Genomic DNA, 13754 nt, shown 5'->3' on the forward strand with positions numbered 1-13754 from the left:
GCATGCGCATTGTTGTTCTGGCCGGCGGTATCGGTGGTGCTCGTTTTCTGCGTGGCCTCAAGCAGGCCGCGCCCGACGCGGACATCACGGTCATCGGCAACACGGGTGATGACATCCATCTGTTCGGGCTGAAGGTCTGCCCCGACCTCGACACCGTGATGTACACCCTCGGCGGTGGCATCAACGAGGAGCAGGGCTGGGGGCGGACCGACGAGACCTTCCAGGTCAAGGAGGAGCTCGCGGCGTACGGGGTCGGGCCCGGGTGGTTCGGTCTCGGTGACCGCGACTTCGCCACCCACATCGTCCGTACGCAGATGCTCGGCGCGGGCTATCCGCTCAGCGCGGTCACCGAGGCGCTCTGCGCCCGCTGGCAGCCGGGGGTGCGGCTGCTGCCCATGTCGGACGACCGGGTCGAGACGCATGTCGCCGTCGAGACGGACGGCGAGAGCAAGGCCATCCACTTCCAGGAGTACTGGGTGAAGCTGCGCGCCTCCGTCGAGGCGCAGGCGATCGTGCCGGTCGGGGCGGAGCAGGCGAAGCCGGCGCCGGGCGTGCTGGAGGCCATCGGCGCCGCCGATGTCATCCTCTTCCCGCCGTCGAACCCCGTGGTCTCCATCGGCACCATCCTCGCCGTGCCCGGGATCCGGGAGGCGATCGCCGAGGCCGGGGTGCCGGTCGTCGGCCTCTCCCCCATCGTCGGCGACGCGCCTGTGCGGGGTATGGCGGACAAGGTGCTCGCGGCCGTGGGCGTCGAGTCGACGGCGGCCGCCGTGGCCCAGCACTACGGGTCGGGGCTGCTGGACGGGTGGCTGGTCGACACGGTGGACGCGGGTGCGGTCGGCGAGGTCGAGGCGGCGGGCATCCGGTGCCGGGCGGTGCCGCTGATGATGACGGACGTGGACGCGACGGCGGAGATGGCCCGGCAGGCGCTGGAGCTGGCCGGGGAGGTGAGGGTGTGAGTGTTTCGACCGAAGATGGTGGGGGCTCCACGCCTTCCTTTCGTGTGTGGGCCGTGAACGGGATTCCCGAGGTGCGTGCCGGTGACGATCTCGCCAAGCTGATCGCCGGGGCCGAGCCGGGGCTCGTCGACGGTGACGTCCTGCTCGTCACCTCGAAGATCGTCTCCAAGGCCGAGGGCCGGATCGTCCAGGCCGCCGACCGTGAGGCCGCCATCGACGCCGAGACCGTACGGGTCGTGGCGCGGCGCGGTCCCCTGCGGATCGTGGAGAACCGGCAGGGTCTCGTCATGGCCGCCGCCGGGGTCGACGCCTCCAACACTCCGGCCGGGACCGTGCTCCTGCTGCCCGAGGACCCCGACGCCTCCGCCCGGGCCATCCGCGACGGGCTGCGGGACACCCTTGGCGTCGAGACCGGTGTCGTCGTCACGGACACCTTCGGACGGCCCTGGCGCAACGGGCTGACCGATGTCGCGATCGGGGCTGCGGGGGTGCGGGTGCTGGACGATCTGCGTGGCGGGACGGACGCGTACGGCAATCCGCTCAGCGCCACGGTCGTGGCGACGGCGGACGAGCTGGCGGCTGCCGGGGACCTGGTCAAGGGCAAGGCTGCGGGGCTGCCGGTGGCGGTGGTGCGGGGGCTGCCGCATGTGGTGGCGCCCGACTCCGTGGACGGCTCCGGTGCGCGGGCGCTGGTGCGGGGTGCGGCCGACGACATGTTCCGGCTCGGGACGTCGGAGGCCGTACGGGAAGCGGTGACCCTGCGGCGTACGGTGCGCGAGTTCAGCGATGATCCGGTGGACCCTGGGGCCGTGCGGCGGGCGGTGGCGGCGGCGGTGACCGCCCCCGCGCCTCATCACACGACGCCGTGGCGGTTCGTGCTGCTGGAGTCCGCCGAGTCGCGGACGCGGCTGCTGGACGCGATGCGGGACGCGTGGATCGCGGATCTGCGGCGCGACGGCAAGAGCGAGGAGTCGATCGCGAAGCGGGTGCGGCGCGGGGATGTGCTGCGCAACGCGCCGTATCTGGCGGTGCCGTGTCTGGTGATGGACGGCTCCCATACGTACGGGGACGAGCGGCGGGACACGGCGGAGCGCGAGATGTTCGTGGTCGCGGCGGGGGCGGGAGTGCAGAACTTCCTGGTGGCGCTGGCCGGTGAGCGGTTGGGGTCGGCGTGGGTGTCCTCGACGATGTTCTGCCGGTCGGTGGTGCGGGAGGTGCTGTCGTTGCCGGCGTCGTGGGATCCGTTGGGGGCGGTGGCTGTGGGTCATGCGGTGGGAGTGGCCCGGGAGCGGGCCGTTCGGGATGCGGAGGACTTTCTCACCGTGCGGTGAGTGGGGTGGGGCGGTCGTTGGCGGGGGCGGTGGGCCGCTGCGCGGGGCTTGTCCCCTACCCGCCCCTTCCCGAGACCCGGGCTCTGCCCCTGGCCCCGCTCCTCAAGCGCCGGAGAGGCTGATCAGGCCTACAGCGCTGCGATGTTTCCCGGGGTCATCCTCGGGCCCCTGCGCTCCGGGATCCGGCCCGACAGCAGTATCAGGCGCGTCGCCCGGTGGCGTTGGCCCTCGTACGGGGTCAGCAGGGTCAGCATCTCCTCGTCGTCCGCGTGGCGGTTGTCCGCCAGGGCGTGGCCCACGATGCCGGGGAGGTGGTAGTCGCCCACCGTCACCGCGTCCGGGGCGCCGTTGGAGCGCTGGAGGGTTTCGGCGGAGGTCCAGGGGCCGATGCCGGGGATCAGTTCCAGGCGGGCCGTGGCCTCGGCCAGGGGCATCGTCGACGCCTCCTCCAGCCTGCGGGCCACCCGTACCGCTCGCATGATCGTGGAGGAGCGCTTGGTGTCGACGCCTGCCTTGTGCCACTCCCAGGACGGGATCATCGCCCAGGTGCGCGCGTCCGGCATGACGTGGAGACCCAGTTCGGCCGTGGGGCCGGGGGCGGGCGTGCCGTAGCGGCGGACCAGGAGGCGCCAGGCGCGGTACGCCTCGTCCGTGGTGACCTTCTGTTCCAGGATCGAGGGGATCAGCGACTCCATCACCAGGCCCGTGCGGAGCAGCCGCAGGCCGGGGCGGCGGTGCCGGGCCACCGCGAGCAGGCGGTGGTGCGGGGTGAAGGCGTCCGGGTCGTCATCGGCGCCCAGGAGCGTGGGGAGACAGGCCAGCAGCCACTCCGCGCCCGGGCCCCAGGCCTGCGCCCCGACCCGGTCCCCGCACGCCGCCACCCGCAGGGTGCCGGGGCCCTCCGGCGTCCGGGTGGCCCGCCAGAACGTGCCGTCCGCCGCCATCCGGAACGTGGGGTCGGCCGGTCCCCTGCGCAGCGGGCTCAGCACCAGACGCAGGTCCAGCGGGCCCGGCGGGGTCCATTCCCGGGTCAGGGACGCCTCATCACCCCGCGCCGTCGGCGCTGCCTGGTGCGGCAGTGCCGGGCGTGCGGTGCGCGGGGCGAATCGTCCTGCCACGGGTGGGGCCTCGGGGGTTCCTGGTGCTGAATGTGTTCTCTTGAGGGTACGGGGCCGAGCCGCCCTACTGGTCCGACGAGAAGCGGATCGCGGCGTCCGGGAGGACCGCCCCGCACCAGATCCTGACCCCGTCGCGCAGTTCGTTGTCCGCGCCCACCCGGGCGCCGTCCCCGATGACCGCGCCGTTGAGGACCGTACGGCTGCCGATCCTCGCGCCCGCCCCGATGAGCGAGTCCGTGACGACCGCGCCCGCTTCGACCACCGCTCCGGCCAGCACCGCCGAGCCGTCGATCCTCGCGCCCGCGCCGATCACGGCGTCGGCGCCGATCACCGTGCCGCCGGTGAGCTTGGCGTCCGGGGCGACGGTGGCCGTCTCCAGGACCAGGCGGTCGCCGCAGCGGCCCGGGACGGCCGGGGACGGGGCGCGGCCCAGGACCAGGTCGGCGGAGCCGCGTACGAAGGCCTGCGGGGTGCCGAGGTCCAGCCAGTAGGTGGAGTCGACCATGCCCTGGAGGTGGGCTCCGGAGGCGAGCAGACCGGGGAAGGTCTCGCGCTCCACGGAGACCGGGCGGCCCGCCGGAATGGTGTCGATGACCGAGCGCCGGAAGATGTACGCGCCGGCGTTGATCTGGTCGGTGACGATCTCCTCGGGCGTCTGCGGCTTCTCCAGGAAGGCCGTGACCCGGCCCGTCGCGTCCGTCGGTACGAGACCGAAGGCGCGCGGGTCCTCCACCCGGGTCAGGTGGAGCGAGACGTCCGCCCCGGCGTCGTTGTGCGAGGAGACCAGGGCCCGGATGTCGAGCCCGGTCAGGATGTCGCCGTTGAAGATCAGGACGGGCTCGTCCGGTCCGGAGGACAGCTTGGCCGCGACGTTGCGTATCGCGCCGCCGGTGCCGAGCGGTTCCTGCTCGGTGACGTACTCGATGTGCAGGCCGAGCGAGGAACCGTCGCCGAAGTACGGCTCGAAGACCTCGGCCAGGTAGGACGTGGCGAGCACGATGTGCTCCACCCCGGCCGCCCTGGCCCGCGCCAGCTGGTGGGTCAGGAAGGGGACCCCCGCCGCCGGGACCATCGGCTTCGGGGTGTGCACCGTGAGCGGGCGCAGCCGGGTGCCTTTGCCACCGACCAGGAGGATCGCTTCTTTTGCCTCTGTCACAGCGCCGTCTCTGCTTCCTGCTGGGGCCTGGCCTGGGTATATGGCTGGCCAGTCTAAGCAGACCGGTCCGACATGAACCGGTCAGCGGCCCTGCAGTTTGGCGGAGCTGGTCCTGGCCGTGCCGAGCTTCTCGTAAAGACGCGCTCCGGGGCATTCGGTTGCGAAACCGTCCCGATGGCCCGAGATGACGTTCATCTTGACCTTCACGCCCGCCTTGTACTTGTTGCTGCCCCCGGAGACGAGCGTCACCTTGCCCTTCGGGTTCCCGCCGAACAGCCCGAGCTTCCAGGCCGTGAGCTTGGAGACGGCGGTCACCGCGGCGGCGGGCGGGTTGGTGGAGGCGTAGGAGCCGAGTACGGCGATGCCCATGGTGTTGGTGTTGAAGCCCAGGGTGTGTGCTCCCAGGACCGCCTTCGTGACGCCTCCGGCCCGGCCCTCGTAGATGGTGCCGCACTTGTCGACGGCGAAGTTGTAGCCGAAGTCGCGCCAGCCACTGCTCTTGACGTGGTAGCGGTAGATGCTGCGCAGCACCGAGGGGGCCTGCTTGCAGGTGTAGTTGTTGCCGGACGCGCTGTGGTGCACGAAGGCCGCCTTGACCGACTTCGTGTACGCGAAGTTCCTCTCGCGGAGCCTCTCGTCGGCGCCCCAGCCCTTGCGCGTGACGATCTTCGGCCGGGGGCCGATGTACGGCTTCGCGCCGGGCGCCAGGTTCACCGACTCCAGCGTCTCCGCCTGGGTGAGGGCGGGGATGACGGTCGCGCCGAGCTCCGCGAGTTCCGCGTTGACCGCCGAGGCCGCGGCGACCTCGGCCGTCAGGACCTCCGGCAGGGCGGCGGCCGGCGGGGTGTCCGCGAAGACTGCGGGGGTGGCCGCCCGGTTGGCAGGGGCGCCGCGGGCGGGCTCCGGAGCGGCGGCCTCACCGGGGTCGTCACCGGGGTCGACGAGCTCCAGGCGCATGCCTTCCGGGAGCGGTACGGGGGTGGCGGACCGGCCCTGCGGGTCCGGGGCTTCCGGACGTACGCGTACCTCTACGCCGTCCGAGTCGCCGACCCAGAGCGGAGCCGTCGCGCCCCGCACCGTACGCCCCTCGCGCTCCGCGCTGCCGAGGTCGGCGGCGTGCTCGGCTCCGTGCCTCTCGACGTCCTGCCAGTCGGACCAGCGCGTGGTGCCGGTGGCCCGGGTGCGGACCCGGACCGTGCCGTGCAGTTCGGCCCCGGCGTCGTCCCAGACCACGCCCACCAGGGAGAAGGGCCGGACGTCGCGCTGGGGCACGCCCCGGACCGCCGGTGCTCCCGCGACCCGGTTCGAGGGGACGGCGAGGGGCGCCAGGGGCAGCGACTGCGTGGAGCCCGCCGGTTCGGCCGCGGACGCGGTTCCGGGGGACTCGGCTACGCGGGGTTCGGGGGTGTTCGTACGGGGGTCGGTTTCGGAGGTGTCAGGCGTGGGGGCTTCGCTCGTCGTCGCTTCGGCCTGTGCCGAAGGCGGTCCCGCACCCGGTGACGCCGGGGACGTGGAGGGAGGCGGGGCCGAAGCGGAGTGGGGAGCGGGGGCGGAGGCCGCGGGAGTGGCGAGCGGCAGAGTGAGGGCCACTGCACAGGTGACGCCGACTGAGGTGACAAGTAGTGCACGCATACGCATGATCCTGGCCATAACCAGACAAGTCCGGCCACCTGGGCGGAGAGTTGCGTCTGACGCCCTGCCTGCCGAACCGGTGTACGTGACACCCGTTCAGCCCGCCCCGCACAGCCTCCCCGCGTACTCTTGCGCGGATGAACTCCAGCGACCGTACCGCCGCCGACCTGCTGCGATCCGCCCTCGCCGCGGACCCGGCCCGCCCCCTGGTCACCTTCTACGACGACGCCACCGGAGAACGCGTCGAACTGTCGGTGGCCACCTTCGCCAATTGGGTGGCCAAGACCGCCAATCTGCTCCAGGGCGACCTCGCCGCCGAGCCCGGAGACCGGCTCACGCTGCTCCTCCCCGCGCACTGGCAGTCCGCGGTCTGGCTGCTCGCCTGCTCCTCGGCCGGGGTCGTCGCCGATGTCCAGGGCGAGCCGGCCGCCGCCGACCTCGTGGTGAGCGGGCCGGACACGCTGGAGCGGGCCCGGGCCTGCCGCGGTGAGCGGGTCGCGCTGGCCCTGCGCCCGCTGGGCGGCCGGTTCCCGCAGCCGCCAGAGGGCTTCGCCGACTACGCGGTGGAGGTGCCGAGCCAGGGCGACCGCTTCGTCCCCTTCGCCCCGGTGGACCCGCAGGCTCCGGCGCTGACCGTGGGCGGGGTCGAGCTGACCGGTGCGCAACTCGTCGCGAAGGCCCGCGAGGACGCCGAGGCCCTCGGGCTCGTACCGGGGTCCCGGCTGCTGACCGGGCACACGTTCGACACCTGGGAGGGGCTGAGCACCGGTCTCTTCGCGCCACTGGCCTCCGGGGGGTCCGTGGTCCTCTGCCGGCACCTCGGGCAGCTCGGCGCGGAGGGCCTGGCGAAGCGGGTCGAGAGCGAGCGGGTCACCAACACGGCGGTATGACAAGCGCGCTGAGGTGCACTCGTCCGGCCCACAGCGGGCCGAGCCCCCGGTAACGATCGTCGGCGGGGGTAGATGATCGGCGGTACAGACCACTCTCTGGGCAGTGCACAACCAAGCGCGAGGTTCAGCCGTCTACTCCTGCGACCGGCGGCCCATCGCGCCGCCGAACGTGAAGGATGGACGCAGACGTGACCGACAGTGCTGGCACGCCGGCCGACCCGGACCTCCCGGCCGGGGACACGCCGCAGGACGGGTCGCAGGAAGAGCCGGAGGCCACGGACTCGAAGGAAGAGCCCGAGCCCGGGCCCGCACCCGGGAACGACACGCCTCAGGGCGCGGCCACGGATACCGACGGCGACCAGCACGGCAGCGACGGCGACGCCGCCCACGCCCCGCAGGACTCCGGTGACGAGGTCCAGACCGCCGCCGGGGTACAGACCTGGGCCGACCACCCCAAGGACGGCGGCACCTCCCGCCGGAAGCGGCCCTGGCTGCGGTGGGCCGCCCTCGGCGCCTCGTTCCTCGTGCTGATCTCCGCGGGGGCGGGCTGGTGGCTGTACAAGAAGCTCGACGGCAACATCACCACCGACACCGGCGCCGCCGCCGAGCTGAAGGTCTACGAGAAGGAGCGGCCCGCCCCGGTCGTCATGGATGCCCAGAACATCCTGCTCATCGGGTCGGACAGCCGGTCCGGCGACAACAGCGAGTACGGCCGTGACGACGGCGGCAGCCAGCGCTCCGACACCACGATCCTGCTGCACCTCGCGGCGGACCGGAAGAGCGCGACCGCCGTGTCACTCCCCCGCGACCTGATGGTGGAGGTCCCCAAGTGCCGCACCGGGGACGCCAAGGAGACGCGGGAGCAGTTCACCCAGTTCAACTCGGCGTTCGAACTCGGCGGCACCGCCTGCACGATCCGTACGGTGGAACGGCTGACCGGCATCCGGATCGACCACCACATGGTCGTCGACTTCAACGGGTTCAAGGACATGGTCGACGCCGTGGACGGGGTCGAGATCTGCCTCAAGGAGCCGATCGACGACAAGGACGCGCGCCTGGAGCTCCCGGCCGGGCGGCAGACGCTGAACGGCGAGGAGGCGCTCGGCTACGTACGGGCACGCAAGACCCTCGGCGACGGCAGCGACACCGAACGGATGGAGCGCCAGCAGAAGTTCCTCGGCGCCCTGGTCAACAAGATGCAGAGCAACGGCGTCCTGCTCAACCCGACGCGGCTCTACCCGGTCCTGGACGCGGCGACCAAGTCGCTGACGACCGACCCGGGCCTGGACTCGCTGCGGGACCTGTACGACCTGGTGCGGAGCATGCGCGACGTGCCGACCGACCAGGTGCAGTTCCTGACCGTGCCCCGGCAGCCGTACCGCCAGAACACGAATCGGGACGAACTCGTCGAACCGGACGCGAGCGAACTCTTCAAGCAGCTGCGCGAGGACAAGCCCGTGGCGGTAGTTCCGGCGGACGAGCTCGAAGAGAAGGAGAAAGCTCAGGACGAGAAGCCGGACGACACCGGCTCCGACTCCGAAAGCCCGACCCCGACACCCACCTATTCGGGTTCGAGTGCCGCGGACGACCTGTGTGAGCAGTAAAGCAATTACCAAGACATAGAAGACGATCGACGCGCAATGGGAAGAATGCCCGGTTGTAAGAAGCGTGGTGTGGGTCACGCACGTCGCTCCTTTACGGGCGGGGCGGATAGTGTGACGCGATCCGGTGCTTCCGGCCATCAGGTCGTGCACTGCCGGAGCGAAGGAACGAGCGCCTCGCCGGGGGAGGGCGCCTCGCGTGGCACCGACGGAGGACTCAGGCAACCGTGGATGCGCAAAGCCGTGGGCGGGCGGACGATATCGACCCCGCAGACCAGTGGGTACTCAACCCGCACACCGGCAATTACGAACTGCGACTGGACCAATCCGCAGGGGAGTCGCCGGTCGCCGCGCGTACGGCCACTGCCGAGGATTCCGGCCGCCGCGGCGACGCGCGGACCGGTGCTCCGCGAGAGGACCGTGAGGGTTCCGGCCGGCGGGGGACCAACTCCCCCGAGGTGCCCGGCCAGCGCAGCCGCCGGTCATCCCGGAGCGGCGGGCGCGGCGCGGAGGCCACGGCCACAGCGGGGCGCCGTAAGCGCAAGGCTCCGAAGGCGCGCAAGAAAGCGCTGATGTGGACGGGCGGGGTGACGGCGTTCCTCGTCGTCTCGACCGCGGTGGGCGCGTACATCCTCTACGAGAAGCTCAACGGGAACATCGACGCCATCGACATCGGCGACCAGGGCAACAAGGACGTCTTCAGCGACGGCCCGATGAACATCCTGATCATCGGCACCGACAAGCGCACCGGCAAGGGCAACGAGGGGTACGGCGACAAGGGCAGCGAGGGCCACGCCGACACCACCATCCTGTTCCACGTCTCCGAGGACCGGACCAACGCGACGGCGATGAGCATCCCGCGCGACCTGATGACCGAGATCCCCGAGTGCGAGACGAAGGGATCGGACGGCACCTCCACGACCATCCCCGGCACCCCGAACGAACGCTTCAACACCAGCCTCGGCCAGAGCGGCCGTAATCCCGGCTGCACCATGAAGACGGTCGAGAACATCACCGGCGTCAAGCCCGACCACTTCATGATGGTCGACTTCAACGCGGTCAAGGAGCTCACCACCGCGGTGGGCGGCGTCGAGGTCTGCATGGCAAAGCCGGTCGACGACCCTAAGTCCCATCTGAAGCTGCCCGAGGGCAAGTCCGAGGTGCAGGGCGAGATGGCCCTGGCCCTTCTGCGCACCCGGCACAGCTTCGGCAACGAGAGCGACCTCGACCGGATCAAGGTGCAGCAGCAGTTCCTCGCCTCGATGATCCGCGAGATGAAGTCGAGCGACACCCTGACCAACCCGAAGAAGCTGTACACGCTGGCCGACGCGGCCACCAACGCGCTGACGGTCGACACGGGCATCGGCGACGCGAAGAAGCTGATGACGCTGGCCCAGGAGATCGGCAAGGTCGACACGAAGAACATCACCTTCCTGACGATGCCGGTCATCGACAACCCGGCCGAGCCGAAGCCCATCACCGTGGTCGTGGACCCGGTCAAGGGTGAGCAGCTCTTCGCGATGCTGCGCTCCGACACCTCGCTCACCGAGGTGAAGCAGAAGGAGAAGGCCGCCAAGGGCAAGCAGGCGGCCCTCCTCAGGGGCCCGAAGGCCGCGCCCGCCGACGTACGCGTGGACGTGCTCAATGGCGGGGAGATCTCCGGCGCCGCGGGCGCGACCGTCACCTGGCTGCAGAACCAGCAGGGCGTGCTGAAGTCCACGAACAAGGCCAACGCCCCCGAGCAGATCAAGAAGACGACCCTGGCCTACGCGCCCAACCAGGCCGACCAGGCCCGCGCGCTCGCCGAGATGATGGGCCTGCCCGCCGCGGCCATGAAGCAGGGCACCGCCGACGCCGAGGGGCTGGAGACGATGGTGCTGACGCTGGGGGCGGACTTCAAGGGCGCGGGCATACCCATCACGGGACCGGCGAAGATGCCGGACGACGTCGAGAAGTCGAGCGCGGACAAGGCGGTCTGCGCCAAGTGACACCGAGTCACCGCGTCACAGCGGAAATCTGAACAGCATGGGGGGTCCGGTGGGACGGAGCAGTACGCACGGGGAGGGGACACGGTCACGCGTCCGTCACGCGGATCGGCCCGGTGGGGACGGGGGCCTGTACGAGGACGGGGACGGGGACGGCGGGGGCCGTACGCGCCGCGAGAGCGATGACGCCGGGGCGGGCGAACCGGCGGCGAGGTCGGCAGGCGACGGCCCGGGACGTCGGGCCGGGCCGCGGGGCACAAACGGCCGGGGCCGGAGCAGCCGCCGCGCCCCGAAGAGCGGCAGACGGCGCGCCCTGCGCTGGGTCTCCTCCGTACTCGCCCTGCTGATACTCGCCGCCGGTGGGGCCGGCTACCTCTACTACGAGCACCTCAACGGCAACATCAGGAAAGGGGACCTGACCCTCGGCGACAAGCAGATGGCCGACCACAAGGCCAACGCCGCCGGGCAGACCCCGCTCAACATCCTGCTCATCGGCTCCGACGCCCGGGACTCCGCGGAGAACCAGAAGCTGGGCGGCGCGAAGGAGACCTTCGGCGCCCCTCCGCTCGCCGACGTGCAGATGCTGCTCCACCTCTCCGCGGACCGCTCCAACCTCTCCGTGGTCAGCATGCCGCGCGACACCATGCTGAAGATGCCCAAGTGCACGGCCCCTGACGGTGAGGTCTTCCCGGCCAGCACGGTGGACGTGCAGACCAACCAGAGCCTGCGCCGCGGTGGTCCGGGCTGCACGGTGGCCGCCTGGTACGAGCTGACCGGCATCCGGATCGACCACTTCATGATGATCGACTTCGCCGGTGTGGTCTCGATGGCCGACGCGATCGGCGGCGTCCCGGTCTGTGTGACCGCCAACATCCACTCGCGCGGCGCCAACGGCCGCGGTGGTTCCGGGCTGAGGCTGGAGGCGGGCACCCACTCCGTCCGGGGCGAGCAGGCACTCCAGTGGCTGCGCACCCGGTACGGCTTCGAGGACGGCAGCGACCTGGCGCGGGCCAAGGCCCAGCACCAGTACATGAACTCGATGGTGCGCCAGTTGCGCAAGGGCACCAAGCTCTCCGACCCGGCGAAGCTGATGAACCTGGCCGAGGCCGCGACCACCGCGCTGACGGTCGACAAGGGGCTCGACACGGTCAGGAAGCTCTACGACCTGGCCGAGGAGCTGAAGAAGGTCCCGACGAAGCGCATCACGATGTCGACCATGCCGAACGTGTACGGCACCGGCGTCAACGCGGGCCGCGTGTACCCGAAGGCGGGCGACGCCGAGCAGCTGTTCCGGATGGTCCGCGAGGACCTGCCGCTGGACGGCAAGGCGTCCAGGCGGAAGAAGGAGGAGCCGAAGGACCCGTCGGCACCGGTCGGCGAGATCGCCGTGGCCGTACGGAACGGGACCGCCACCGACGCCCTGGGGCCGGTCTCGGGGCGGGCGGGTGACGTGGAGAAGCTGCTCAAGGAGGCGGGCTTCGCGAGGGCCACCATCGACCCGGACAACGTGGCGGGGTCGGCGCGGACCTCGATCCTGTTCCCGAGCGCGGATCTGGAGGGTGACGCCCAGGCGGTCGCCAAGGCGCTCGGCGTCCCGCTATCGCAGGTGAAGAGGTCGACCGACGTCTCGGGCATCTCGCTCGCCGTGGGCGCCGACTGGCGCGAGGGCGGGGCCTACCCCGTCTCCAAGGGCACGGAGAAGACCCCGGAATCGGCGGGCGCGCAGAACGGCGAGGAGGAAGGCTGCATGAAGGTCGACCCGAAGTACACGTGGTGACCCGGGTGGCCCGGGTGGCCCGATAGCGGAACGTGCGTAGGCGAAGGGCCCCACCGGTCGGCACCGGTGGGGCCCTCTTCAACCGCGGGGTCCGGGCCTCAGACCGTCTCGCTGCTGCTGCCCGCGAGCGACGGGCGGCGGCTCGCGATGACCCGCTTCGCCAGGGAGCGCGGGCTGGTGAGGAAGCCGAAGCCCCAGCACATGTGCATGGTCGCCAGCGCCACCGGGATCTGCGCGCGGGCCTTCAGCGAGAGCCCCTTGCCGGCGGGCACGGACCCGGCGACGATCGCGGCCAGGTATCCGCCGGGGACGAGAAGCGCCCACGGGGTGACGGCCGCGCCGAGCACCAGACCCGCCGCGATGGCGACGACGGCGGTCGGCGGCGCGAGGTAGCGCAGGTTGATGGAGCCGGAGTGGTAGCGGGCGACGACGTGGCGCCAGCGGCCGTAGTCCTTGTACTGCTTGGCGAGCGCCTTCACCGTGGGGCGCGGGCGGTACTGGACCTTCAGCTCGGGCGAGAACCAGATCAGCCCGCCCGCCTCGCGGATCCGGAAGTTCAGCTCCCAGTCCTGGGCGCGGATGAACTCCACGTTGTAGCCCTCGGCCCGCTCCAGCGCCTCGCGCCGGAAGACGCCGAGGTACACCGTCTCGGCCGGGCCCGCCTGGCCGCCGGTGTGGAAGGCCGCGTTGCCGACGCCGATCTTCGAGGTCATCGCGGCGGCGACGGCGTCCTCCCAGGCGTTCTCGCCCTCGGCGTGCATGATGCCGCCGACGTTCTGCGCGCCGGTCTCCTCCAGGAGGCGGACGGCGGTCGCGATGTAGTTCGGCGAGAGCATGCCGTGGCCGTCGACGCGTACGACGACGGGGTGGCGGGAGGCCTTGATCGCCGCGTTGAGGGCGGCGGGGGTGCGGCCGGTGGGGTTGGGGACCGTGTGGACCCGGGGGTCCTCGGCGACCAGCTCGGCGGCGATCTCGTCCGTGCGGTCGGTGGAGGGGCCGAGCGCGATGACGACCTCCATCTCACCGGCGTACTCCTGCTCCAGGATGTGCCGGACCGAGTTCCTGAGATGGCGTTCCTCGTTGAGCACCGGCATGATCACGGAGACGGCGGGGTACTGCGCGGCAGACATGTGGTCCTCAGGGGGTCCTCGGGGGCGCCAGGGGTTCCGCGCCCAGGAGGCGGGCACCCCGGGAGGGGGCGTTATTCGGCCGCCACGTTACCGCGAATGGGGGACACCGGTGCGCGCGCCGCCGGGTGGCGGGCCGGGGCGGGAGATCGTATGGGCCTACCGTGCGATGGTCCCC

The 13754-nt window shown here is 71.4% G+C and carries 10 protein-coding genes; 6 read left to right on the forward strand and 4 right to left on the reverse strand.

Annotation, left to right across the window (positions count from 1 at the left end; genetic code table 11):
* Positions 1 to 2: 2 nt before the first annotated feature.
* Positions 3 to 959, forward strand: a complete 957-nt coding sequence (cofD, locus tag AMK21_RS18335) for a 2-phospho-L-lactate transferase (protein ID WP_073879245.1) — start codon at positions 3 to 5, stop codon at positions 957 to 959.
* Positions 956 to 2290, forward strand: coding sequence for a coenzyme F420-0:L-glutamate ligase (locus AMK21_RS18340; RefSeq protein ID WP_107429944.1), 1335 nt, complete (start codon positions 956 to 958; stop codon positions 2288 to 2290). Before cofD ends, AMK21_RS18340 begins: the two co-directional genes overlap by 4 nt.
* Before the next feature lie 128 nt (positions 2291 to 2418).
* On the opposite strand, the gene AMK21_RS18345 is transcribed toward AMK21_RS18340, so the two are convergent.
* The 3 genes from AMK21_RS18345 to AMK21_RS18355 all read right to left on the reverse strand — a co-directional run bounded on the left by AMK21_RS18345 (position 2419) and on the right by AMK21_RS18355 (position 6196).
* Positions 2419 to 3408 carry a DNA-3-methyladenine glycosylase family protein gene (locus AMK21_RS18345; protein ID WP_073879249.1) on the reverse strand — a complete coding sequence of 330 codons (990 nt, stop codon included), beginning with the start codon at positions 3406 to 3408 and terminating at the stop codon, positions 2419 to 2421.
* A 64-nt stretch (positions 3409 to 3472) separates the two neighbouring features.
* The gene (locus AMK21_RS18350) at positions 3473 to 4564 is read right to left on the reverse strand and encodes a nucleotidyltransferase family protein (RefSeq protein ID WP_073879251.1); all 1092 of its coding nucleotides are present in this window, start codon (positions 4562 to 4564) and stop codon (positions 3473 to 3475) included.
* Positions 4565 to 4645: 81 nt separating this feature from the next.
* Positions 4646 to 6196: a peptidoglycan recognition protein gene (locus AMK21_RS18355; protein ID WP_199863229.1), complete on the reverse strand. Its 1551-nt coding sequence runs from the start codon at positions 6194 to 6196 to the stop codon at positions 4646 to 4648.
* A 137-nt stretch (positions 6197 to 6333) separates the two neighbouring features.
* Here AMK21_RS18355 and AMK21_RS18360 point away from each other — a divergent pair, with 137 nt between their 5' ends.
* From AMK21_RS18360 to AMK21_RS18375, 4 genes are all read left to right on the forward strand, one after another.
* Complete coding sequence (locus AMK21_RS18360) at positions 6334 to 7086, forward strand: TIGR03089 family protein (protein ID WP_073879255.1); 753 nt, start codon at positions 6334 to 6336, stop codon at positions 7084 to 7086.
* A 176-nt stretch (positions 7087 to 7262) separates the two neighbouring features.
* Positions 7263 to 8690, forward strand: a complete 1428-nt coding sequence (locus tag AMK21_RS18365) for an LCP family protein (protein ID WP_073879257.1) — start codon at positions 7263 to 7265, stop codon at positions 8688 to 8690.
* Positions 8691 to 8914: 224 nt separating this feature from the next.
* Positions 8915 to 10675, forward strand: coding sequence for an LCP family protein (locus AMK21_RS18370; protein WP_383853716.1), 1761 nt, complete (start codon positions 8915 to 8917; stop codon positions 10673 to 10675).
* Between the two features lie 37 nt (positions 10676 to 10712).
* Positions 10713 to 12449 (forward strand): LCP family protein, encoded by a 1737-nt coding sequence (locus AMK21_RS18375; protein ID WP_199863230.1) that lies wholly within the window; start codon positions 10713 to 10715, stop codon positions 12447 to 12449.
* Between the two features lie 98 nt (positions 12450 to 12547).
* Here AMK21_RS18375 and AMK21_RS18380 read toward each other — a convergent pair whose 3' ends face one another.
* The gene (locus tag AMK21_RS18380; RefSeq protein ID WP_073879261.1) at positions 12548 to 13579 is read right to left on the reverse strand and encodes a glycosyltransferase family 2 protein; all 1032 of its coding nucleotides are present in this window, start codon (positions 13577 to 13579) and stop codon (positions 12548 to 12550) included.
* Positions 13580 to 13754 lie beyond the last annotated feature (175 nt).

It is taken from the genome of Streptomyces sp. CB00316, from assembly GCF_001905595.1.
GTDB lineage: Bacteria > Actinomycetota > Actinomycetes > Streptomycetales > Streptomycetaceae > Streptomyces.